The organism is Pseudomonas sp. GD03862 (assembly GCF_029840855.1).
GTDB lineage: Bacteria > Pseudomonadota > Gammaproteobacteria > Pseudomonadales > Pseudomonadaceae > Aquipseudomonas > Aquipseudomonas alloputida.
Genome location: NZ_JAOCDI010000018.1, coordinates 58896 through 81500, shown reverse-complemented (window position 1 = coordinate 81500; position 22605 = coordinate 58896). Strand labels below are relative to the sequence as shown.

Sequence of the window (22605 nt, the reverse complement as noted above, 5' to 3'; positions counted from 1 at the left end):
CGCGGGGCTTGTCCAGTCAGCTTTCGCGGGGCACGGGTTGCCCGTCGCTTTCATGCGCCTGGCGTCGCCCGGACAGGCGCATCACTACCACGAAGAACACCGGCACGAACACCACCGCCAGGGTGGCGCTGAGCATGCCGCCGATCACCCCGGTGCCAATCGCCTGCTGGCTGGCCGAGCTTGCGCCGCTGGCGATGGCTAGCGGCACCACGCCGAGGATGAACGCCAGCGACGTCATCACGATCGGCCGCAGGCGCAGGCGGGCCGCTTGCACGGCGGCGTCGACGGCGTCTACGCCCTGGTCTACCAGATGCTTGGCGAACTCGATGATCAGGATGGCGTTCTTCGCCGACAGGCCGATCAGGGTAATCAGGCCAACCTTGAAGAACACGTCGTTGGGCATGCCGCGCAAGGTCACCGCCAGCACCGCACCGAGCACACCGAGCGGAACGACCAGCAGCACCGCAGTCGGGATCGACCAGCTTTCGTACAGCGCAGCCAGGCACAGGAACACCACCAGCAGCGACAGCGCCATCAGCAGGGGGGCCTGGCTACCGGACAGCCGCTCCTGCAGTGACAGGCCAGTCCATTCCAGGCCGGTACCGGCCGGTAGCTGCGACACCAGCCGCTCGACTTCGGCCATGGCCTCGCCCGAGCTGTAGCCGGCGGCAGGCTCGCCTGAGATCGATACCGCCGGGTAACCGTTGTAGCGGGTCAGTTGCACCGGGCCGCTGACCCACCTGGCCTGCACGAACGCGCCCAGTGGCACCATCTTGCCGCTGTCGTTGCGCACGTGAATGTTCAGCAAGTCTTCGACCTGGCTGCGCTGGTCACCTTCGGCCTGCACCACCACCCGCTGCATGCGGCCCTGGTTGGGGAAATCGTTGACGTAGCTGGAGCCCACGGCCACGTCCAGCACCGTGCCGATATCGGCAAACGACACACCCAGTGCATTAGCCTGGCGGCGGTCGATTTCCAGTTGCACCTGCGGGCTTTCCGCCAGCGAGGCTTCGCGCACGTTGGTCAGCACCTTGCTTTTGCTGGCGCTTTCGAGCAACTGGTCACGGGCTGCCATCAGCTCGGCGTGGCCCATGCCGCCACGGTCCTGAAGGCGAAATTCGAAACCGGTCGACTCACCGAGGCCGTCAATGGGGGGCGGCAGTACCGAATAGGCAATCGCGTCCTTGAGCTGGGTGAAGGCCATGGTCGCGCGGTCGGCGATCGACTGGGCGCTGTCGTCGGCGCCGCGCTCGGACCAGTCCTTGAGGGTGGTGAAGGCCAGCGCCGCGTTCTGCCCGCTACCGGAGAAGCTGAAGCCGAGGATCAAGGTGGTGTTGCCCACGCCCGGTTCTTCGGCGTTGTGCGCCTCGATCTGCGCGGCTACCTGTTCGGTGCGCATGCGGCTGGCGCCCGGCGGCAGCTGAATGTCGGTGATGGTGTAGCCCTGGTCTTCGGTAGGCAGGAACGCCGTAGGCAGCTGGCTGAAACCGTAGCCCAGCACCGCCAGCAGCACCGCGTACACCAGCAGGTAGCGGCCGCTGCGCTTGAGCGCCTGCACTACCCAGCGCTGGTAGCCGTTGCTCATGCTTTCGAAGCGGCGATTGAACCAGCCGAAAAAGCCTTTGCGTTCATGGTGCTCGCCCTTGGCCACGGGCTTGAGCAGGGTGGCGCACAATGCCGGGGTCAGGCTGAGGGCGAGAAACGCCGAGAACAGGATCGACACCGCCATCGACAGCGAGAACTGCTGGTAGATCACCCCCACCGAGCCTTGCATGAAGGCCATGGGCAGGAATACCGCCACCAGCACCAGCGTGATGCCGACGATTGCACCGCTGATCTGGCCCATGGCCTTGCGTGTGGCGTCCTTGGGCGGCAAGCCTTCTTCGGCCATGATGCGCTCGACGTTCTCCACCACCACAATGGCATCGTCGACCAGAATACCGATGGCCAGCACCATGCCGAACAGTGTCAGCACATTGACCGAGAAGCCCATGGCCAGCATCACGGCGAAGGTGCCCATCAATGCCACTGGCACGACCAGGGTCGGGATCAGCGTGTAGCGCAGGTTCTGCAGGAACAGGAACATGACTGCGAACACCAGCAGCATGGCCTCGAACAGGGTGTTGATGACCTGCTCGATCGACACCTTGACGAACGGCGAGGTGTCGTAGGGGATGTCGTACTTGACGCCTTCCGGGAAGTAGCGCGCCAGGTCCTGCATCTTCGCTCGTACCAGGGTAGCGGTTTCCATGGCGTTGGCGCCGGGCGACAACTGCACGCTGAAGGCCGTGGCCGGTTTGCCGTTCAGGCGCGTGCCGTACTGGTATTCCTGGGCACCGATTTCAACTCGGGCGACATCCCCGATGGTGACCGTGGAGCCGTCCGGGTTGGCGCGCAGGACAATGGCAGCAAACTCTTCGGGGCTGCTCAACTGGCCTTTGACCACCACGTTGGCGGTGATCTCCTGAGTGCTGCGGCTGGGCAGATCGCCGATGCTGCCAGGGGCGACCTGGGCGTTCTGCGCAGCGATGGCTTCGGCTACATCGTTGGGCGTGAGGTTGAAACCGATCAGCTTGCGCGGGTCGATCCAGATGCGCATGGCCCGTTCGGAGCCATACAACTGGGCCTTGCCGACGCCCTTGAGGCGACGGATCTCGTCCATCACGTTACGTGCAAGGATGTCCGACAGCGCTGTTTCATCGAGCTTGCCGTCTTCGGAGGTGAGGGTCGCCAACAGCAGGAAGCCGGTGGACACTTTCTCCACCTGCAGGCCCTGCTGGGTGACCGGGCGCGGCAGGCGCGACTCGACCACTTTCAGGCGGTTCTGCACGTCGACCTGGGCCAGGTCCGGGTGGGTACCCGGGGCGAAGGTGGCGGTGATGGTGGCGCTGCCCAGGCTGCTCTGCGACTCGAAGTACAGCAGGTTGTCGGCGCCGTTGAGCTCCTGTTCGATCAGGCTGACCACGCTTTCGTCCATGGTCGCCGCCGAGGCGCCCGGGTACACGGCGTAGATTTCCACCTGCGGCGGTGCCACGTTGGGGTACTGGGCCACCGGTAGTTGCGGGATGGCCAGCGCGCCGGCCAGCAGGATGAACAGTGCGACCACCCAGGCGAATACCGGGCGATCGATGAAGAATTGCGGCATGAATCAGGCCCTCACTGGCCGGTATGCTGTGCGATGGGTGGTGCAGCGGGCGTGTTGTCGACCTGCACCTGGTCACCGGCCTTGACGTGCTGCAGGCCCTCGACCACCACCCGCTCACCGGCCGCCAGGCCCTCGCTGACGATCCAGCGGTCACCCTGGGCGCTGCCCAGTACAACCTGGCGGTCGCTGACCCGGGCGTGCTGGTCTACCACCAGCACCTTGGGCACACCGGCGCTGTCGCGCAGGATGGCGCGTTGCGGCACGCTCAGGCCCTTGGGTTGCACCGCTTGCTCCAGGCGTACCCGCACGTAGCTGCCTGGCAGCAGGTCGAGGTCCGGGTTGGGGAACTCGCTGCGCAGGGTGATCTGGTTGGTGCTGGGGTCGACGCTGATGTCGGAGAACAGCAGCTTGCCCGGCAGCGGGTAGGCGCTGCCGTCATCCTGGATCAGCGTGGCGCGTGCCTGGCCGTCGCCCACCTGCTGCAATTCGCCGGCGCGCAGGGCGCGGCGCAGGGCGTTGAGCTCGCGGGTAGACTGGGTGACATCGGCATGGATCGGGTCCAACTGCTGGATGGTCGCCAGCGGGGTGGTTTCGTTTTGCCCGACCAGCGCGCCTTCGGTGACCTGGGCGCGGCCGATTCGGCCGGAGATCGGCGCGGTCACGGTGGCATAGCCGAGGTTCAGCCGGGCGCGCTCCAGCGCCGCCCTGGCTTCGGCCACTTCGGCATCGGCCTGCAGGAAACTGGCCTTGGCGTTGTCGTATTCCTGGCGGCTGACGGCTTTGTCGTCGACCAGCTCGCGGTAGCGCTGCTCTTGCAGGCGCGCCTGGTACCGGGTGGCCTCGGCCTTGGCCAGCGTGGCGCGGGCGCTGTCGTGGTCGGCCTTGAACGGCGCCGGGTCGATCAGGAACAGTACATCACCCCGCTTGACGTCGCTGCCTTCGCGGTACACCCGCTTGAGCACCACACCTGCGACCCGCGCACGCACTTCGGCGGTGCGTGGCGCGAGGATACGGCCGCTGAGTTCACTGCTGATGGCCAGTGGCTGCAGTTGCAGGGTTTCCACGCGCACTTGCGCAGTGGGGGCCGGTTCGTCTGGCTCGGCGCTGTCGCTGCAACCGGCCAGGGACAGGCTCAGGAATGCCATGAGCGCCAACGGGCGCAGGCACGGGGAGAGGGTAGTAGGCATGCGGATCTTCCGATGATGACCGTGTACATGCTAAGGCAGACGCTGCCTGGGCGGCTGTTAATACCTGTAGGGCGAGTGTGAAAAAGTGTGAAGAATGATCCTGTCGAGTGGTTGGGTTCTATATTCTGCATGCGCCTGTGCTGGCCCTTTCGCGGGTGAACCCGCTCCTACGGGGACCTGCAGCAGCGGGTTTACCCGCGAAGCACTCGCCACAGGCTTACTTCAACCCAGACGCCCAAGCACCTATGCCGAACATTTTCCTGGTCGAAGACGACAGCGCCCTGTCCGAGCTGATCGCCAGCTACCTGCAACGCAACGACTTCCATGTCCAGGTGATCGCCCGGGGCGATCATGTGCTGGACGAGTACCGTCGGCAAAGGCCTGACCTGGTCATCCTTGACCTGATGCTGCCGGGCATCGATGGCCTGCAGCTGTGCCGGCTGCTGCGCCAGGAGTCGCAGAGCCTGCCAATCCTCATGCTGACGGCCCGCGACGATAGCCATGACCAGGTGCTAGGCCTGGAAATGGGGGCCGACGACTACGTGACCAAACCCTGTGAGCCACGCGTGCTGCTGGCCCGGGTGCGCACGCTGCTGCGCCGCAGCAGTGTCAACGAACCGCGCCTGGACAACGACCTGATCCTGATTGGTGGCCTGCGTATCGACCTGGCCGAGCGCACGGTGAGTTGGCGCGGCGAGGAGGTGGAACTATCCAGCGGCGAGTACAACCTGCTTGTGGTGCTGGCGCGCAATGCTGGTGAGGTGATGAACCGCGACCGTATCCTGCAACAGCTGCGTGGCATCGAGTTCAATGGCACCGATCGCTCCGTTGACGTGGCCATTTCCAAACTGCGGCGCAAGTTCGACGACAACGCCGGCGAAGCGCGCAAGATCAAGACCGTGTGGGGCAAGGGCTACCTGTTCAGCCGTGTCGAGTGGGAGTGCTGATCGGCCATGCTCAAGATCCTGGTGCGGTTGTACCTGGTGATCATCGTCGCCTACGCCGGTGCATTGCTGTTCATCCCTGACACCATCGTCGGCCTGTTCCGCGACCGGTTCATGGCCTACAACCTGGACCAGGCCAAGGGTGTACAAGCGTTGATCGTGCGCCAGTTCCGCCAGGCCCCGCGCGAGCAGTGGCCAGCGGTGGAGCAGGAACTGGCCAGTGATTTCGCGCCACTGGAACTGCAGCTGCTGCGCAGGGATCAGGCCGGTTTGAGCGATGAGGAGCAGGCGCGCCTGGAGCATGGCCTGTACGCAGTGCGCATTGCCGAGTGGGGCTATTACGAGACGGTGCTGGCGCCGCTGGACAAGGAGTGGCTGGTACGCCTGCATTCCCCGCCAGACCCGCTGGACATCAACGTGCTGTCGTGGGGCGTGACCGTATTGATTGGTGCAGCCATGCTGGGTTGCCTGCTGCTGTGGGTTTGGCCGCACTGGCGTGATCTGGAGCGCCTCAAGGAGACCGCTCGGCGCCTGGGCCAGGGGCAGATGGCCGAGCGTACGCACATTTCGCCTCACTCCAACATTGGTGAACTGGCCGGGGTATTCGACACCATGGCCAGTGACCTGGAACGCCATGTCAACCAGCAGCGTGAACTGCTCAATGCGGTATCGCACGAGTTACGCACGCCACTGACCCGGCTGGACTTCGGCCTGGTGCTGCTGTTCGACGAAGTGCCGCCAGCCAGCCGCAAGCGCCTGCTGGAGCTGGTCGGGCATGTGCGCGAGCTGGATGAACTGGTGCTGGAGCTGCTGTCCTATAGCCGGTTGTACAACGCCGACCAGGCGCGGGAGCGGGTTGAGGTATCGCTGCTGGAGCTGGTCGACAGTGTGCTTGGGGGCTTTGCCGAGGAACTCGATGGCCGGGGTATCCAGTGGGAAGTGCGGGCCGAGGGTGAGTTGCCGCGCTTTGTACTGGACCCGCGACTGACGGCGCGCGCGGTGCAGAACCTGGTGCGCAATGCCATGCGCTATTGCGATGAAAGCCTGTTGCTGCGCTTGCGCCTGGAAGCCGATGGCGCCTGCCTGCTGACGGTGGAGGATGACGGGATTGGCGTCCCTGTGGAGGAGCGCGAGCGGGTTTTCCAGCCGTTCTACCGTCTGGACCGCAGTCGCGATCGCAACACCGGTGGTTTTGGCCTGGGGTTGGCCATCAGCCGGCGGGCGATCGAGGGGCAGGGTGGCACCTTGACCCTGGCGCAGTCGGCGCTGGGTGGGGCGCAGTTCAGGATTCGTTTACCCGCCGGCGGATAGGGGGCGCTGAAATCGCGAGAGACGGCCCTGCTAATCCTGCTCTGCCAGCTCGCTGGACCACGACACAAAGCGGTCCTTGCCAGTGTGCTTGGCTTCATACAATGCCTGGTCGGCGCGGACCAGCGCGGTGGTCAGGCTCTCTCCCCGGTCGACCTTGGCCAGGCCAATGCTGATGGTGACCGGGTGCTCGCCAGCGTCCTCGCGCACGCGCTGGCACAGCGCGGCCACTCGCTGCTCGGCCCCTTGCTGATCCAGCCCTTCGAAGAAGATCGCAAACTCTTCACCTCCCAGCCGGGCAAACGCCTGATCGGCCATGCTTGTCTTGATATGCAGGGCCACGCGCTTGAGCACTTCATCGCCCACGTCATGGCCGAAACGGTCATTGACCCGCTTGAAATTGTCGATATCGATCATGGCCAGGTACTGCCCGGACGTCGCCATCCGCAGCTGGCGGTCGGCCTGGGCCATGAACGAGCGGCGGTTGGGAATGTCGGTCAGGGCATCGACGTAGGCCTGCTCCAGCAACACCTTGGACAGGTAGAAATTGTGCAGCTTCGCCTTGCGGATCTGCAGGTAGCTGTAGCTGACCAGGCCGCTTAGAAACACGGCATAGCTGATCAGCATGGCGCCTTCGAGCGCATGGGGCTCGATGCGGGTGTGGTAGAACGGATTAAGCATCACCCAGGTGATGACCATGGCGCAGAAGAATGACCAGCGCCGCACCGGTAGCACCGACATGGCATACAGCACGGTGGACACCCCGAGCACCAACCACACCGGGCGCAGGGCTATCGGGATGCCTTCGATCACCAGGCGCATGCCCAGGGTGATGACGGTAATGAACAGCAGGTTGAGCACGTCGAAGTGATGGCTGCGGCGAGTGAAATGCAGCACTACGATCAGGCTGCCGAGCAGGGCGATGAACAGGAAGGACAGCCAGGTGAAGCCTTGGTCGCCGAGGAAGCTGACGATCAGGTCGAAGACCAGCCAGATCAGGACGCTGATCGAGAATACCAGCAGGCAGAACGAGCGCATGGACTCGAATTCGTGCTGGCGGAACTCGGCGCGCAGGGCGGCGGGCGCGACCTGCTGGCGTACGTGGGCTTCGATGGTCTTGAACATCGGTGGGCTCCTGAGGCTACTACTTTTTCAGGCTTGGACCTTTCGCGGGTAAACCCGCTCCTACAGGGACCGTACGGTGTGGGGGCCCTGTGGGTTTATCCGCGAAGAGGCCGGCCCTGGTAATTCATTGCTGTGGCAAGATACCTCGGGCCCAGGGCCGGTAGCGCAAGGCAAACACTGCCTCGGCATGGCACCCGCTACCCAACCGGGGCTCGGCGGGCTCCGCCCGAAACGCCTGCTCCGGCGCGCTCACCTGGCGGAACGCCTCGCGCACCACACCCACCCGGCACGGCAACGCCTGCTCGTAACCCTGACGCACCAACGCCGGCAAACGCCCGGTGCCGGCGCCATCCTGCCACCACACAGTCAAGCCCAAGCCGGCCAGTTGATCCAGCCAGAGGGCATTGACCCGCGGCGTCAGCTTGCCTGTGCTGAAGGCGCTGATATGCAACGGCTTGTCCAACTGGCGGTTGAAGGCCTGCAACTGGCTGTACAGCGCATCGCGCCGTTCGGTCTCGCGCAGATGCTGGTCGTCCAGCTCCATGGGCAGGTACCAGCCGTCCACTGGCAACTGCCAGGCCTGGCGCAGTTGCTGGTACTGGCTGAGCGACCGCCCCAGCTGCGCTTTCCAGTAGCTGTTCAGGCCTTCGCCATCCAGCTCGTCGAGGCGCTGGTAGTAGGCCGGGTCCATGTACAGCCCCAGCACCAGTTGCAGGCCTTCGGCACGCGCCGTGCGCAGGCTGTTGGCCAGCCAGCCTTTGGCTCCGCCGAAATCGCTGTCGCCATAGGCACTCCATTGCACGATCAGGGTTTTGCCACCTTGGGCCGCGGTGGCTTGCCACAGTTGCTGCCACTGGGCGGGTGTGACGCTGGCATCGCGGTTCAGGGGTTGGTAGAACAGGCGCTGGTCAGCGGTGGCCGGTAGGCACAGGGCCAGCAGGCAGAAGGCGATGAGCGTACGCATCAGAAGGTCATCTCCGCACCGACCAGCACACCGTTGGCGCGCTCGTAGAGGTTACCGCCCAGCGATTGCTGGTACTCGGCACGCACTTTCAGCGAGCCGCGGTAGGCGTTGTAGCGGTCGTCGTCGAACCACCATTGCCAGCGCACGCCAACCCCGGCGCGGGCGTCCTGGCGCCAGTCGTTGCTGGGGTCCTGGCTGGAGAACTCGACAAAGCCGTAGGGCATGAGCGTTTGCGGCGAGCTGCCCGGCAGCTTCCAGGCGTGGCCCTGCTGGTAGCGCGACAGCCAGGCATGGTCGCCGGCGCGGGTCCACCAGGCAGCATCGAGGTAGAGGAACCGTTCGTTCCAGTCGTCCTCATCGATGCGCCAATCGTTGCGCCAGCCTCCCTGGTCGAGGAACGAGGCGGTGGCGCGCAGCAGCAGGTCATTGCTCGATTCGGCGTGGTGGCGCAAATCGCCCCAGTTGCCGCCGACCTTGGCCGGGCTCAGCAACTGGCCAAGGCTGAGGCCGCGATAGTGTGCTTCGTCGATCTGCCGCTGGTGGTAAAGCTCGGCATACAGGTTGAGGTTGGACTGGCCGAGCGGCTTGTAGCGCAGGCCGACACCGGTTCCCATGCTCTGGGCATAGTCGGTGCGGCTTTGGCCACCGAACAGTACCCGGCCATACACTGACAGGGTGCTGCCATTGCGGCTGGGCTCCTCGCCCAGGGCATGGTCCCACATGGCCAGCTGCACGTTCTGCGATTGCGCCCGGCGCGAGCTGCCGCTGCGCTGGCCATTGTCGAGAAACTTGTCGTTGGTCGAGGTGCCGGCCGGCGACCAGGTGCTGGCCAGGGTAATGGTGTCGCGCCGTGACAGGCTCTCGTGGGCGCGGCGCTGGCGGTACTTGCGGGCCTCCAGGCTGCCGTATTCGTCATCACCGTCGACCAGGTTCTGCTCTACGTCGAGAATGCGGCGCAGTTCGCGGCGTGCCGCAGCGCTGTCGGCATGTTCGTCATAGCGCAAGGCGAGTGTTTCGCCAAGGCGGTAGTCCTCGGGGAAGTCGTGAGTGGCGCGTTCAAGGTAGGGAATCGATTGCATGCGCTGAGCCTTGTCCGTCGAGCCAGCCAGGCGCATGCCGTAGTCGGCGCGATAGCGCGGCTGGTTGGGGGCCAGGCGCACGGCTTCGGCCAGCCAGGCGGTGCTCTGCGCACTGTCGCCGGCCAGTTGTGCGGTGCTGGACGCGGCGTAGTAGTGGTCGGGGCGCGGGCTGTGCGCCAGAGCCTGGCGCTGGAAGCCCAGCGCGGCCTGCGGGTCACCTTGGCGCTGGGCGATGGCGGCGCCCAGCGCCCAGTCATCAGCGCTCTGGTGCGCGGCAGCGTCCCAGTAGCGGCGTGCTGCATCGGCGTCGCCTGCATTCAGCGCGCCGCGGGCAGCGGTGAGGCGGGCATTATCGGTAAAGGCGCTGTCTGGCAGGCTGCGCCAGATGGGCTGGGCGGTTTCGGAGTCGCCGGCCGCTTCGAGTGCGTAGGCCAGCGGTAGACGGTTGCCAGGGTCGCCCAAACGCTCGGCAGCCTGGTAGTAGACCACCGCCGCACCCGGTTGGTCGGGCATGGCGCAACGGCCGAGGGCGCGGTACTGGCCCGGTTCGCTCGGGGTGGCCGGCACTGCCTGGCGCACGGCATCGCACTGGCCGGCCTCGGCCAGCCGCCCGAGCAACTGGGCGCGGGTGTTGGCGTTGACCCGGGGTATCAGGCCGAGCATGCGTCGGCTGTCCAGGGGCCCGTCGTCACGGGCATACAGGTTGGCCAGACGCTGTAGCAGCGATGGGCCGAGGCGGCCCTGGCGGCGGTCGTAGGCTTGCTCCAGCAAGTGCCGTGCGTGATCGCCGTCGCCCTGTTCGGTCAACAGGAAGGTGGTTTGTTCCAGGGCTGCGAGGTCGCCGGTCTGCCGATAGCGTTGTTCCCATTCTGCGGCGGTGCGCGGCTGCGGGGGCGGCTGCGGGGCGCCATACAGGCGCTGCTTGAGCACGGCATAGGCCCGAGGGTCGGCGCTGGCGGAGCAGGCCTTGAACTGTTCCCGGGCCAGGTCCGGGTCTTGATGTGACAGCCAGTCGACCGTTTCAAGGCAGGGGCGCTGCAGGTCGTTGCTCAGGCGCCGCACCAGCGCTGCATCGTCGCCTTCGCGGGCCAGTTGCCAAAGTTGCTGGCGCTGCTCGGGTTGCTGCAGTTGATCAGGCGGTAGCGACTGCAGCCAGCGTTGGGCCTGCTGGTGGTGGCCGACGGCAATGGCGCGGTTGGCCATGGCCAGCCGTGTCTGGTTGGCCGCTGCGGGGGAGGGGGCGTGGGCCAGCAGCGCAGTCAGGCCCTTTTCGTCGACTTGCTGGATATAGGCATTGGCCAGGCGTTGCCAGTCCTGGGCAGGCAACTGGCCTGTGTCGGCCAGCGGCTGCAGTTGCTCGATGGTTTCTTTCCAGTTGCGCAGCTGTTCGGCGAAGGTGGCCCGGGCCAGGCGCAGGACCTGGCCGTCCCCACCGGGCGGCAGTTGGTTGAGCCAGTCCAGTGCTTTGGCGGCGCCACCAAACTTGGCCAGGCTCAGGCTGTAGGCCTGCCACAGCTGTACCCGGTGGTTGCCGTCGCTGGCGGCCAGCCATTGTTCCACCTGGCTGGCCGGTGGCGGGTCCTGCTCGATCCAGGTCAGGCGCAGCTCCAGCAGCGCGTCGGCATATTCGGGGCTGTCGCCTAGCTGTTCAGCCAGCGCTTGGGCCTCCTTGTAACGGCGCTGGTGGGCCAGGGCTTCGACCAGCAGGGCGCGGGCTTCGTCGTTGTTCGGTACCCGGCCCAGCACATGGCGGGTCAGGCGCTCGACTTCAGCCCAGTTGTCTTTCCTGGCCTCGCGATAGCTGCGGTCCATGAACGGAAAGCTGGTGAACCGCTGGAAGTCGGTCATCGGCGCCGAAGCGGCAACGGGCAGGGCGGCGGAGCACAGCAGCAGGCCAGTGAAAGCAAGGGAAAAACGCGGCTTCATGCCACCTCCCGGGTCAGATCAATCGCCACTTGTTGTTCACTGGCCTGTTCGATCAGGGCCTGCTCCAGCACCTGCCTGGTGATGATGCCGCGGGCAATCAGGTGCTCGCCGAGGCTTTGGTGTTCGGGGTCGAAGTCGATCAACGCCTGGTTGAACAGGGTGACAGGGACCATGCCGCGCACCTGCAGTAGCGCGCCTAGCATGACTTGGTGATGGCTGACCCGCTCCAGCAGCGCTTCGTCGTCCTGGTGGCGTTCAAGCACGGCCAGCATGTCTCGGGTTTCTTGATGCTGCCAGGGGCTTGGGTAGTGGTAGCGAAGGCCCAGCGTGACCCGGCCCTGGGGGGCCAGGCGTGCCTTGACCGGGCGTTTCAGCTGGCGGCTGATCACACCCAGCGACACCTGGCTGACCGGGCTTTCACTGGCCAGGATCAGGGTGTCGCCGTCTTCGTCCACGGGCAGTACGCCGTAATGGGTGGCCAGCTTGCGCGGTAGTTTGGCGATCAGTTGCGGGCTGAGCTTGAACGGGTTCAGCGGTGCCCAGGGCAGGTCCAGTTGTTCGGCCAGGGTGGCCACCAACTGCTCACTGTTCAGCCAGCCACGCAGCAGCAACTCGCGGCCCAGGCGCCGACGAACCGGGCTGGTGATGGCCTGTTGCAACTGTTCGTCGGTGATCAGGCCCTTGGCCACCAGGCGCTGGCCCAGTGGTGTGCGAGCCGGGGTGGCGATGGCGGGGAACTCGTGGGTGGTCTTGTCCCAGGCCACGCGCCGCGAATCGCCCATTTCCATTACCTGGCGCAGTGCACGCAGGTTGGCGAAAAAGTTGACGAAGTTGCTCCACATCATCCGCGGTGCCGACAGCAGGCCCTCGCCGATGCCATAGAAGCGGGTGACGAACCAGGCGCGCTGGAACAGCCGGTTGAGCAGCATCAGGCCGTTCAGCCACAGCAGGGTCGACAGCAACCAGCTGTCGCTGAGGATCGACATGAAGCGCCACGACTCCGGCGCAATCACCGTGACTAGCCACATGGCCAGCAACACCAGCAGTAACAGGTTGACCAGGAAGCTCAGCAGGTAGGCGAACAGCCCGCGGCGGTCACGCCAGAGGAAATAGTTGAGCGCGCCCTTGCGGCTCCAGCCGAGGTTGCTGGTGCCCTGGAACACGATGCCGACGATCCAGCGCGACTTCTGCCGGATGGCATGCTGCCAGTCACGCGGGAAGTGCTCGCGCACGCAGATCACCTGGGAGAATTCCCGGCTCATGCCTGGGCGCCATTCCTGCTTCAGGGTCAGCGCCGGGTCGGTGATGGAGTAGCGGGCGAAAATGCACTTCATGCCTTTTTGCTTCAGGCGAAAGCCGATGTCGTAGTCTTCGGTCAAGCTCTGTACGTCAAAGGCAATGCCGTCACCGTCCTCGAGCAGTGCGCTGATGGCGCGGCGGCTGAAGCAGGTGCCGACGCCGGCACTGGGCACCTGGCCGGTCAGCGCTTCGCGCACGATCACGTCCTTGCCGTGGTTTTCGGCAAACTCGTCGACATAGTGGCCGGCAGTAAAGCCCTTCCACTCCGGTGCGTAGGGATACACCGGGATCTGGATCATGTCCTTGCTCGGCAGCAGGTAGTTGAACAGGCGCAGCTCCATCGGCGAGATCACGTCTTCGGCGTCATGCAGGATGAAACCGGCGAACTCGATGCCGGCGTCCTGCTGGAAGCGCAGCAGCGCGTCGATGATGTTGTTCAGGCAGTCGGCTTTGCTGGTGGGACCGGGGCGGGCGCAGACCACTTTGTGCACGTTGGGGAAGTGCAGGCACACCGCGTCCACGTCAGCCTGGGTTTGCGGGTCGTTGGGGTAGGTGCCGACAAAGATCTGGTAGTTCTCGTAGTCGATGGTCGAAGCGGCCAGGCGCGCCATTTCACCGACCACGCCGACTTCGTTCCAGGCGGGGACCATGATGGCCAAAGGTTTTTCCGGGACTTCGTACAAGCGCTTCTCATCGGCCCTTTCGAACTTGCCGTAGATGCGAAAACGCCGGATCAGCGTGCGCCCCCAATAGCACAGATCGATGAACAGGTCGTCCAGGCCCAGCAGGAACATCAACGAGGCAAGGGTGATCGCCAGGAGCTTCAGGCCGAACAGCAGGTAAGTGAGAAAATCGATGAATACCAGGCTCATGTGTCAGCCACCGGCAGGGCAGAGTGGGCCATCGTCTTATCCTCGCTCGTTCCCTCGACGAAGGTGCAGGAGATGTCACTGTCATGTACGGAATAGATACAAGCAGCCGAACGCGGGATTGTCCAAATTTCGGGCTGTTTCTTGCGGGCTGCATCTTGTAGCTTTACAGGTCGTTCATTCAGGGAGCTGAACATGCAAGGTAAGGCCCGCAAGATCGTCCAGGCCATTCTCTATGAGGCCATCGCCGTCGCCTGTGTAGCGCCCGCACTGGAGCTGGCGTTCGGCGCCGGCATGGCGCAGTCGACCGTGCTGTCGGTGCTGATGTCAGGCATCGCGATGAGCTGGAACATGGGTTACAACTGGGTATTCGAACGTTGGGAAGCGCGCCAGCCCAAACGTGAGCGCACCTTCCTGCGGCGCCTGCTGCATGCGCTGGGCTTCGAGGGTGGGCTGGTGGTGATCCTGTTGCCGCTGGTGGCGTACTGGCTGGACGTGAGCCTGTGGGCCGCACTGCTGACCAATCTGGCGTTGTTCGTGTTCTTCTTCGTTTACGCCTTTGTCTTCCAGTGGGGCTTCGACAAGGTGTTCGATGTGCCGCTTTCGGCGCAGCAGGCCAAGTGTTGACTTTCGGCTGCGAGGCAGGCTAAGTTCCTACCCCATGAATACATTCCCGCACGTGAACGCCATTATTATTACCGCCATTATCAGCTTGGCGGGCTAGCGCGTACGTGCACCGAACCCGCCCTGGAGGCGGGTTTTTTCTCTCTGACTCCTGGGCAACGTAAAAATAGCCAAGGAGTCATCGATGACCAGCTTCAGTGTCCCTCGTACTACCGTCACCCCCCAGCAACTGCTGTCGGAGCAGGTGCGGCGCATTCTTGCGGCGCCGGTGTACGACCTGGCCATTGAAACGCCCCTGCAAGCGGCCCCGGCCTTGTCTGCCGCCCTGGGCAACCAGGTGTTGCTCAAGCGCGAAGACCTGCAGCCTACGTTTTCGTTCAAGATCCGGGGTGCCTACACCCGCCTGTCGCGTCTGACCGATGTGCAGCGTGAGCGCGGGGTGATCACCGCTTCGGCGGGCAACCATGCCCAGGGCGTGGCCTTGGCCGCATCGCATCTGGGTATGAAGGCAACCATCGTCATGCCCACCACCACGCCATCGTTGAAAGTGGAAGGCGTGCGTTCGCGCGGCGGGCATGTGGTGCTGCATGGCGAGAGCTTCCCGCATGCGCTGGCCCACGCGCTGAAGCTGGCCGACAGCGAAGGCGCGACCTTCGTGCCACCGTTCGATGACCCGGATGTGATCGCCGGGCAGGGTACCGTGGCCATGGAAATCCTCCGTCAGCGCCCGGGGGCGCTGGACGCGATCTTTGTGCCCGTGGGCGGTGGCGGCTTGATCGCCGGTATCGCCGCCTACGTGAAGTACCTGCGCCCTGACGTGAAGGTGATCGGCGTCGAGCCGGTAGATTCCAACTGCCTGCAGGCTGCCATGGCCGTCGGCGAGCGCGTGATCCTGCCGCAGGTCGGCACCTTTGCCGATGGCGTGGCGGTGGCGCAGATCGGCGCCCATTGCTTCGAGCTGTGCCGCCACTTCGTCGACGAGGTGGTGACGGTGAGCAGTGACGAGCTGTGCGCGGCGATCAAGGATATCTACGACGACACCCGTTCGATCACCGAGCCGTCCGGGGCCTTGGCCGTGGCCGGTATCAAGAAGTACGTGGCGCGTGAAGGTGTGCAGGGGCAGACCCTGGTGGCCATCGACTCCGGGGCCAACGTCAATTTCGACCGCTTGCGCCATGTGGCCGAGCGGGCCGAGCTGGGTGAGCAGCGCGAGGCGATCATCGCCGTGACGATTCCGGAACAGCCGGGCAGCTTCCGGGCCTTTTGCCAGGCACTGGGTAAGCGGCAGATCACCGAATTCAACTACCGCTTCTACCCCGGCAAGGAGGCGCGCCTGTTCGTTGGCGTGCAGACCCACCCGGTGCACGACCCACGTGAGCAGTTGCTGGCCAGCTTGCGGGAGCAGGGGTACAGCGTGCTGGACCTGACCGACAACGAGCTGGCCAAGCTGCATGTGCGCCATACCGTCGGCGGGCATGCCGCGTCAGGGGCTGATGAGCGGGTACTGCGCTTCGAGTTCCCCGAACGGCCAGGGGCGTTGCTGGGGTTTCTGGAGCGGTTGGGCAAGCGTTGGAACATCAGCCTGTTCCATTACCGCAACCATGGTGCGGCGGAGGCGCGGGTGTTCGCTGCCTTGGAAGTGCCAGCGGACGAGTTGGCGGGCTTGCCGTCGACGCTGGACGAGATGGGGTACCGGTACTGGGACGAGACTGACAACCCGGCGTACAAGCTGTTCCTGGGCTGACGCGTCTGTGCGGCCAATGCACCCTTGTCTAGCCGCTTGCCGCCTGTGTTCGCTGCGTGACCGCCCCGCCCGAAGGGCAGGGCGATCTCCTGCAGGGAACTGCGCGAGCCAATTTCAACGCTCGCGCATGAAAAAGCCGGCAACGAACTTGCGGAACGTTTCCAGGCTTTTGAAGTCGGCGTAGCGCTTGAAGTTCTCGGTATCCGGCTCGGGGCCGATGGGCTGTTCCAGCAGCGACACTGACAACACCCGGTCCTGGTCCGAGGTCAGCACCAGCTCATCCATCACCTGCCCACCGATCACAGGGCGACGCATCTGCACTTTCACCCCTTTACTGGCCATCCAGTCGATCAGCGACACCAATGCCTTGAGCGGCTCGCGCTCTTCATCGCGGTACACCGGGAACAGGTGCGCGCGCGACAGCACGGGCACACTGGCCACATGGATCAGCTCATAGAAATGGCTTCCGGCGCTGGTCGGCGAGTAGATCATCAGCGCCAGCAACGGCCCGGTGGTGCGGCTCCCGCCCCAGTACAGATGATGCCCCTGGAAGTCGAAGCCGTCCTCGCTGCGGTTGTTGAACAACTTGCGCCCTTTGATCTGGTCGACGCAGTCCAGCAGCAGGCCATGGCGGCGATGGTTGCCGAACACAGAGGCTTCGCGCAGGCGGGACTTGAGCATCATCATGTGCTTCATGTCCAGGCGGGTTTCCAGGTAGTTGCTGGCGGGCACCCGCTCCAGCAGCGGATAGCGGCTGGCCACGCTGCGCAACTCGGCAAACTGCGTGGTCAGGTCTTTTTTCAAGTGGGTGGCGTAGAGGTTGAGCCCGCTGGTTTCAATCCAGGTCAGCAGCAGTGACAGCAAGCGCTGCTGTTCGCGTTTGTCGTTGCCATCGCCGGCGCCACCGACCGTGCCAGCACGGAAGTCGCTGATCAGGCGCAAGGGGGTGTCGGGTGGCAGCCAGGCGGCGGGTGGTGCGGGGTCGTTTTCACGTTCGGCGGCTTCCCGCTCGTCCTTGGTGAACGGGCAGCCAGGCGCGTGCTCGGCGGTGCCCGGGTTGTTCTTGAGGAAAAGTGTGCCGGTGCTGCCGTTGAGGGTGACATTGAGCACCGGCAAGGCATCGTTGCGGCAGTCGCAAGCCAGCCACTGGTTGGCGTTGCGTACTTTCATCAGTAGCTGGTTGGCCTGTAGCAGGCGCGGGCCGGCGAGGCTGCCGGTGGCAAAGCCGACCAGCAGTTCCTCTTCAGCGGGGGTCAGGCTGCGCACCTGGGTGGCGGTTTTGTCGATGATTCGCATGAAGCAGCTCCAAGCTACGAGCCTCAAGCTTCAAGCAAAGTCGCGCGGCTTTCAACTCGTCGCTTGGCTACCGCCGAACATCTTCGCGGCACGGGCGCGAATCTCGTCGGGGGTCAGGTCCTCTTTGTGGGTGGACACGAACCAGATGTTGCCAAACGGATCTTTCAGGGTGCCGCTGCGGTCACCGTAAAACTGGTCGGTCAAGGGTTGTAACTGGATGCCCCCGGCGGCCAGGGCCTGGGCGTAGACCTTGTCGCAGTCTTCAACATACAAGTGCAGGCCTACACCCGCACCGTTGAGCTTCTGGCTGGCGGTGAGGCCGCCTTCCATGTTGCAGGGGTCGCCCAGCATCAGCGACGAATCGCCGATTCTCAGTTCGGCATGGCCAACGCGACCGCCTGGGGCATCGAGACGGAACATTTCCACCGCCCCAAAGGCTTGCTTGTAGAACTCGATGGCCTTGGCGGCGTCGTTGATGGCCAGGTAGGGCGTTATGCTGTGCTGGCCTTCGGGGATGGGTTTGACTGCCATGTTCGACTCTCCTGTGCAATGGGCGCCGAAAGGCGCCCTGTTGCTTAGAGTCGTTCGCCCAGATGGAAAATCGACAGTGACGCTAGATCGATTGTCTATAAGCGCGGCGGTCAGAAGATGTAGTCGGTGGTCAGGAAGCTCGACTGGCGGTTGCGAATGATCTCGCTGATCAGCGCTTTGTTGGCCTCCTGGAAGCGGGTGGCGACCAGCGTCCGGATGGAGAACACACGCAAAGCGTCATCCACCGAGAGCGTGCCCTCGGCGCTGTTCTTGCGGCCGTTGAACGGGTAGGTGTCAGGGCCGCGTTGGCACTGAGCGTTGATGTTGATGCGCCCGACCTGGTTGGCGAAGATGTCGACGAGGCTGCCGATGGTGGCCGGGTCGTTGCCGAACAGGCTCAGTTGCTGGCCGTAGTCGGAGTCCAGCACATAGTCGATCACTGTCTGCAGGTCGCGGTAGGGCACCACCGGTACCAGCGGGCCGAATTGCTCCTCGTGGTACACGCGCATTTCCCGGCTGACCGGGTACAGCAAGGCCGGGTAGAAGAATGAGCCGCGGCTGTGCCCGCCATGTTCGTTGAGCACGCGCGCGCCCTTTTCCGTCGCATCGGCAACCAGGCCATCGAGGTAGTCGACCTTGCCAGGCTCGGGCAACGGTGTCAGCGCCACGCCAGGTTCCCACGGCATGCCGGGCTTGAGCGCCGCCAATTTGTGCTGAAACTTGTCGAGGAAGGCCTCGACCACATCCTCGTGCACGAACAGGATCTTCAGTGCCGTGCAGCGCTGGCCGTTGAACGACAACGCCCCGGTGACGGCCTCTTCGACAGCGTTGTCGAGGTCGACCTGGGGCAGCACGATGCCCGGGTTCTTGGCGTCCAGGCCCAGTGCGGCGCGCAGACGATGCGGGCGTGGGTGCAGTTTCTTCAGGTCGCTGGCGGCCTTGTGGGTGCCGATGAAGGCGAATACATCGACCTTGCCGCTGGCCATCAGCGCGCTCACCGTTTCCCGGCCGCGTCCATAGATGACATTGATCACGCCTGCCGGGAAGCTGTCGCGGAACGCTTCGAGCAAGGGGCGGATCAGCAGTACGCCGAACTTGGCCGGCTTGAACACCACGGTGTTGCCCATGATCAGCGCCGGGATGAGCGTGGTGAAGGTCTCGTTCAGCGGGTAGTTGTAGGGCCCCATGCACAGGGCCACGCCCAGCGGGGCGCGACGGATCTGGCCGAGGGTGCCTTGTTCCAGCTCGAAGCGGCTGGAGCGGCGGTCCAGGTCCTTGAGGGCGTTGATGGTGTCGACGATGTAGTCGCAGGTGCGGTCGAATTCCTTTTCCGAATCCTTCAGGTTCTTGCCGATCTCCCACATCAGCAGCTTGACCACGGCCTGGCGCTGTTCACGCATGCGGGCAAGGAAGGATTCCACATGCTGGATACGCTCGGCCACGCGCATGTTCGGCCAGGCGCCACGGCCTTTGTCATAGGCCTGTACGGCGGCATCGAGGGCGGTAAGCGCGGTCTCGGCATCCAGCAGCGGGGCGCTGCCCAGTATGACCTGATGCTCTTCGTCGCCTTGCTTGAGCCACACCGGGCTACGCACCGTGGCCAACGGGCCGTCCCAGCGCCTGAGCTCACCGTTGACCAGGTAGTCGCGTTGTTCCAGTGGGGCTCCCAGGCGCCAGGTTTCCGGGATGTTCTCGGCGCTGGGGAAGAGTGAATCGAGCAAACGGTCCATGGGTACTGCACCTCACATCAAAGGGCGGTTTTCAAGTCAGTTGAATCGTTTCAGCTACGAGCATGCACTGGCTGCAGGAAAAACACCAGTCTGGTTCAACATGGCCGCCAATGCCTGTCCGGCAAGCAGTCAGCGAACTGAAAGACGTTGATGCAAAGTAGGCGTCAAAGGTTACTCATTGATAGCGAAGTAGCCAGCGGACGCTCGATGGGCATGGTTATAGCAAAAGTTGTGTTGAGCATTGGTTTGATGCGGGGAATTTGACGCCATGAAACTTGATCAAAAGTCAGCCAGAAGCCGCTTGCCAAAGCGTTTGCAGGCATCTTAAATTGTTACTGAATGTGATAGTAAAGTTTCAAGTAAAACAATAAAAATCAAAGTATTAAGTGTTTTTGCCGGGTTTTTTCTCTTGTTCCGATTGGCCAACAGTGCACTTCAAAGGACGTCGAAGAAGAAATGAAAAAGACCTTGACGACTGTGGCGCGCAAGCTCCTGTCGCCCTCCCTGCGCTACGAAATCAGGCTGCTGGCCAGCAAAGTGCGAGAAATGTTGGCGCGTGCCTGTCTCTGGCGTTGGGAAGTCGCCAGGTTCCGCCCGCAACAGGAGAGCCCGTACGAAATCCTCTACATCGGTCGCAAGCAGCAACGAGAAATGGCCAAACTGCTGATCGGTGGCAAGGGCCAGGGCAGCGCATCGATCGTGGACGGTGCAAGTGCCACGGCGGCTGCCAGCCACGTCGTGGTCATCAGCGAAATGCCCACGTCGGGGTCGCTGTCAGTGCCGCACTACCTGAGCGCCGTGGTGCCGCTGGGGCGCCCTCTGGAAGACATAACTGCTCGCTACGACAGCGAACTGCGGCGCAGCATTCGCAAGAACCGGCCGCTTTATCACATGCGCCAAGCCCTTTCGGACGAAGAAATCGCCATGGCCGACCGGGATCTGCTGCGCCCTTATGCTTCGGCCCGGCAGGGCATTCATGCCGCGCAGTTTCCTACCGAAGAGGTGTTCCGTATTGCCAAGAGTGTCGGCCGGCTTGACTTGATCATGCTGGGCGATGAGGTGATTGGCTGCCACCTGGGGTGTGAAGTGGTACGCAGCGGCAAGCGTTACTGGAGCACGTTGCGCTTTGGCTATTGCGAGGCGGTGTTTTCCGATGCGAAGAAATTGCGCGAGGTGAATTCGATCACCACTTTCATGGCGCTTGAATGGGCACTGGAACAGGGCTTCGATTATTACGACATCGGCCTGTGTCTGGCGCGCCCGGACGACGGCCTGCTGAAGTGGAAGCGCCGCCGCGGTGGTGATATCGACTCGCTGGGTAACCATGCGTACCTGTTTGTCCGCCTGCCCAAGACCGGTACGGCAAAGTTCCTGTGGGACACGCCGATGTTCGCGGTCGAAGGCGACAAGCTGACGTTGCATCTGGGGCTCCCGGATGGCCCAAGCGATGAGGAAGTTGCCAGCCGCTATCACGAAATGGTGTTTGGTGGCCTGCACAAGATTTATCTCTACGGAGGCAGCGGGGCAGGCGAACCGTTTGTGGAAACATTGCGCAGCCGTTACGCCAGCTTGCAGTCACCGCCCACCATGGAAAGAGTCACGAGTAGTTGAGTAACTGCCAGGGATGCTTTGATCTGGCGCCGGGCGCCGGGCTCCAGTCTTCGTCATCAGGGGGGGACGCTTCATGGGAAGCGACATCTCGCAGTTCAGTGCATCGCCCGCAGCCAGGCAACACACCTGGACCTTGGCCGCCTACCGATACATGGCGCGCAAACGGCTGGGTGGAAAAACGGCGATCGATCTCAAGAGCGTCGCCACCAAGAGTTGGGACATTGCCCCGGGCGAAGCCACGGTTTCACCGCCGGCCATTTTCCTGCCTGGCCAGCTGGATCGGGTGACGGGCTGGGAAGGCAAGCGGTTTTACCCCTACGTGCACCCGGCGCAGACCATGGCGGGAGGTATCCACACGTTGCAAGGGCCAACCCGTGGCTACCTGATCAAGGATGTATGGCTGGTCGATGGGGCATTGTACAAGGGCAAGGCCAGCCACTGGCTGTCACAGAAGCCGAGTACCTTCCCGACCATCCTCATCGACCATGAAATCGACCGCGCTGCGATCTACTGCACGCTAAACGGTAACGCCTGGTTCGGCACCTGGCTGATGGAAGATTGCCCGACCTATGCGCTGGCCTGCAACGAGGGCATCCCGGTGACCACCGCCCCCTCTGCCAGGTATCCGCTGTTCACCCAGGCACCGGCCTATGAAGACTGGCTCGACATGAAGCCTTTGCGCCTGCGCAGTGCGTTCTTCCGTGAGCTGGTGCTGTTCGATGACCAGAGCAACAACCGCAGCCGGCATGCTCGCTACCGAGCCATGGGTGACAAGCTGCTGTCGCATGTGACGCACACGCAGCACCCGGGGGTTTTCCTGTTACGGGGCGGTGATGGTGACCTGCGCCTGTTGCGCAACGAGCTGGAGCTTGCCGAACACCTGCGCACGACCCGCGGTTTTCGCATCGTCAACCCGCTGAAGTCCGATGTGCCGAGCATTGTCGCGGCCTGCGCCGGGGCTAAAGTGGTCATCGGGGTGGAGGGTAGCCAGTTGGTGCATGGCGTGAATGTGCTGCAGGCGGGAGGCTGCCTGCTGACTTTGCAGCCGCCGAACCGTTTCGTCAGTTACTACAAATACCTGACGGATCGTGATCACCAGCATTTCGGCTTTGTGGTAGGCCTACCGGAAGGCGATGGTTTCCGGATCGATATTGACGAGGTGGAGCGCACGCTGGATCTGTTCCCTCGATAAATGTGTAGTATCCGTGCATGGATCAGCGGCG

At 63.7% G+C, this 22605-nt stretch carries 15 protein-coding genes; 6 read left to right on the top strand and 9 right to left on the bottom strand.

The features are described from left to right. Positions 1-16: 16 nt before the first annotated feature. Positions 17-3145 carry an efflux RND transporter permease subunit gene (locus N5D53_RS14030; protein ID WP_190869187.1) on the bottom strand — a complete coding sequence of 1043 codons (3129 nt, stop codon included), beginning with the start codon at positions 3143-3145 and terminating at the stop codon, positions 17-19. An 11-nt stretch (positions 3146-3156) separates the two neighbouring features. Beyond that, positions 3157-4332 carry an efflux RND transporter periplasmic adaptor subunit gene (locus tag N5D53_RS14025; RefSeq protein WP_104961553.1) on the bottom strand — a complete coding sequence of 392 codons (1176 nt, stop codon included), beginning with the start codon at positions 4330-4332 and terminating at the stop codon, positions 3157-3159. A 245-nt stretch (positions 4333-4577) separates the two neighbouring features. On the opposite strand from N5D53_RS14025, the gene N5D53_RS14020 reads away from it, so the two are divergent. Both N5D53_RS14020 and N5D53_RS14015 read left to right on the top strand, forming a co-directional pair. Then, on the top strand, positions 4578-5279 hold the full coding sequence (locus tag N5D53_RS14020) for a response regulator transcription factor (RefSeq protein ID WP_104961554.1): 702 nt from the start codon (positions 4578-4580) through the stop codon (positions 5277-5279). A gap of 6 nt (positions 5280-5285) precedes the next feature. Further along, positions 5286-6587, top strand: coding sequence for an ATP-binding protein (locus tag N5D53_RS14015; protein WP_104887717.1), 1302 nt, complete (start codon positions 5286-5288; stop codon positions 6585-6587). Positions 6588-6617: 30 nt separating this feature from the next. Here N5D53_RS14015 and N5D53_RS14010 read toward each other — a convergent pair whose 3' ends face one another. The 4 genes from N5D53_RS14010 to nrfB all read right to left on the bottom strand — a co-directional run bounded on the left by N5D53_RS14010 (position 6618) and on the right by nrfB (position 13849). After that, positions 6618-7709: a GGDEF domain-containing protein gene (locus N5D53_RS14010; protein WP_020193450.1), complete on the bottom strand. Its 1092-nt coding sequence runs from the start codon at positions 7707-7709 to the stop codon at positions 6618-6620. Positions 7710-7833: 124 nt separating this feature from the next. Then, positions 7834-8673 (bottom strand): DUF4434 family protein, encoded by an 840-nt coding sequence (locus N5D53_RS14005; RefSeq protein WP_104961555.1) that lies wholly within the window; start codon positions 8671-8673, stop codon positions 7834-7836. Then, positions 8673-11678, bottom strand: a complete 3006-nt coding sequence (locus tag N5D53_RS14000) for a phage receptor (protein ID WP_190869188.1) — start codon at positions 11676-11678, stop codon at positions 8673-8675. The genes N5D53_RS14005 and N5D53_RS14000 overlap by 1 nt, the downstream gene beginning before the upstream one ends. After that, positions 11675-13849 carry a cyclic di-3',5'-guanylate-activated glycosyltransferase NrfB gene (gene nrfB, locus N5D53_RS13995; protein WP_020192081.1) on the bottom strand — a complete coding sequence of 725 codons (2175 nt, stop codon included), beginning with the start codon at positions 13847-13849 and terminating at the stop codon, positions 11675-11677. The genes N5D53_RS14000 and nrfB overlap by 4 nt, the downstream gene beginning before the upstream one ends. Positions 13850-14041: 192 nt before the next feature. Between nrfB and N5D53_RS13990 the strand changes: the two genes are divergently transcribed. Then, a complete protein-coding gene (locus tag N5D53_RS13990; protein ID WP_010954313.1) occupies positions 14042-14473 on the top strand; it encodes a PACE efflux transporter in 432 nt (143 codons plus the stop codon). A gap of 181 nt (positions 14474-14654) precedes the next feature. Further along, positions 14655-16214, top strand: a complete 1560-nt coding sequence (ilvA, locus tag N5D53_RS13985) for a threonine ammonia-lyase, biosynthetic (protein WP_266024974.1) — start codon at positions 14655-14657, stop codon at positions 16212-16214. Positions 16215-16328: 114 nt separating this feature from the next. On the opposite strand, the gene N5D53_RS13980 is transcribed toward ilvA, so the two are convergent. The 3 genes from N5D53_RS13980 to N5D53_RS13970 form a co-directional block, all read right to left on the bottom strand. Further along, positions 16329-17510 (bottom strand): hypothetical protein, encoded by a 1182-nt coding sequence (locus N5D53_RS13980; protein ID WP_190869190.1) that lies wholly within the window; start codon positions 17508-17510, stop codon positions 16329-16331. Between the two features lie 51 nt (positions 17511-17561). Next, positions 17562-18041, bottom strand: a complete 480-nt coding sequence (locus N5D53_RS13975; protein WP_129932227.1) for a VOC family protein — start codon at positions 18039-18041, stop codon at positions 17562-17564. Positions 18042-18151: 110 nt separating this feature from the next. Continuing rightward, positions 18152-19771, bottom strand: a complete 1620-nt coding sequence (locus N5D53_RS13970; protein WP_190869191.1) for an NADP-dependent glyceraldehyde-3-phosphate dehydrogenase — start codon at positions 19769-19771, stop codon at positions 18152-18154. A gap of 456 nt (positions 19772-20227) precedes the next feature. Here N5D53_RS13970 and N5D53_RS13965 point away from each other — a divergent pair, with 456 nt between their 5' ends. Next, positions 20228-21382, top strand: a complete 1155-nt coding sequence (locus N5D53_RS13965) for a hypothetical protein (RefSeq protein ID WP_104887713.1) — start codon at positions 20228-20230, stop codon at positions 21380-21382. A 73-nt stretch (positions 21383-21455) separates the two neighbouring features. Then, a complete protein-coding gene (locus tag N5D53_RS13960; RefSeq protein WP_010954306.1) occupies positions 21456-22574 on the top strand; it encodes a glycosyltransferase 61 family protein in 1119 nt (372 codons plus the stop codon). The last annotated feature ends 31 nt before the right edge of the window (positions 22575-22605 follow it).

Excerpts from the sequence above, each read along its gene's own strand:
- ilvA (WP_266024974.1), top strand. The coding sequence starts at position 14,655 with ATGACCAGCTTCAGTGTCCCTCGTACTACCGTCACCCCCCAGCAACTG.
- N5D53_RS13965 (WP_104887713.1), top strand. The coding sequence starts at position 20,228 with ATGAAAAAGACCTTGACGACTGTGGCGCGCAAGCTCCTGTCGCCCTCC.
- N5D53_RS13990 (WP_010954313.1), top strand. The coding sequence starts at position 14,042 with ATGCAAGGTAAGGCCCGCAAGATCGTCCAGGCCATTCTCTATGAGGCC.
- N5D53_RS14010 (WP_020193450.1), bottom strand. The coding sequence starts at position 7,709 with ATGTTCAAGACCATCGAAGCCCACGTACGCCAGCAGGTCGCGCCCGCC.
- N5D53_RS13975 (WP_129932227.1), bottom strand. The coding sequence starts at position 18,041 with ATGGCAGTCAAACCCATCCCCGAAGGCCAGCACAGCATAACGCCCTAC.
- N5D53_RS14020 (WP_104961554.1), top strand. The coding sequence starts at position 4,578 with ATGCCGAACATTTTCCTGGTCGAAGACGACAGCGCCCTGTCCGAGCTG.
- N5D53_RS13960 (WP_010954306.1), top strand. The coding sequence starts at position 21,456 with ATGGGAAGCGACATCTCGCAGTTCAGTGCATCGCCCGCAGCCAGGCAA.
- N5D53_RS14005 (WP_104961555.1), bottom strand. The coding sequence starts at position 8,673 with ATGCGTACGCTCATCGCCTTCTGCCTGCTGGCCCTGTGCCTACCGGCC.
- N5D53_RS14030 (WP_190869187.1), bottom strand. The coding sequence starts at position 3,145 with ATGCCGCAATTCTTCATCGATCGCCCGGTATTCGCCTGGGTGGTCGCA.
- nrfB (WP_020192081.1), bottom strand. The coding sequence starts at position 13,849 with ATGAGCCTGGTATTCATCGATTTTCTCACTTACCTGCTGTTCGGCCTG.
- N5D53_RS13980 (WP_190869190.1), bottom strand. The coding sequence starts at position 17,510 with ATGCGAATCATCGACAAAACCGCCACCCAGGTGCGCAGCCTGACCCCC.
- N5D53_RS14000 (WP_190869188.1), bottom strand. The coding sequence starts at position 11,678 with ATGAAGCCGCGTTTTTCCCTTGCTTTCACTGGCCTGCTGCTGTGCTCC.
- N5D53_RS14015 (WP_104887717.1), top strand. The coding sequence starts at position 5,286 with ATGCTCAAGATCCTGGTGCGGTTGTACCTGGTGATCATCGTCGCCTAC.
- N5D53_RS13970 (WP_190869191.1), bottom strand. The coding sequence starts at position 19,771 with ATGGACCGTTTGCTCGATTCACTCTTCCCCAGCGCCGAGAACATCCCG.
- N5D53_RS14025 (WP_104961553.1), bottom strand. The coding sequence starts at position 4,332 with ATGCCTACTACCCTCTCCCCGTGCCTGCGCCCGTTGGCGCTCATGGCA.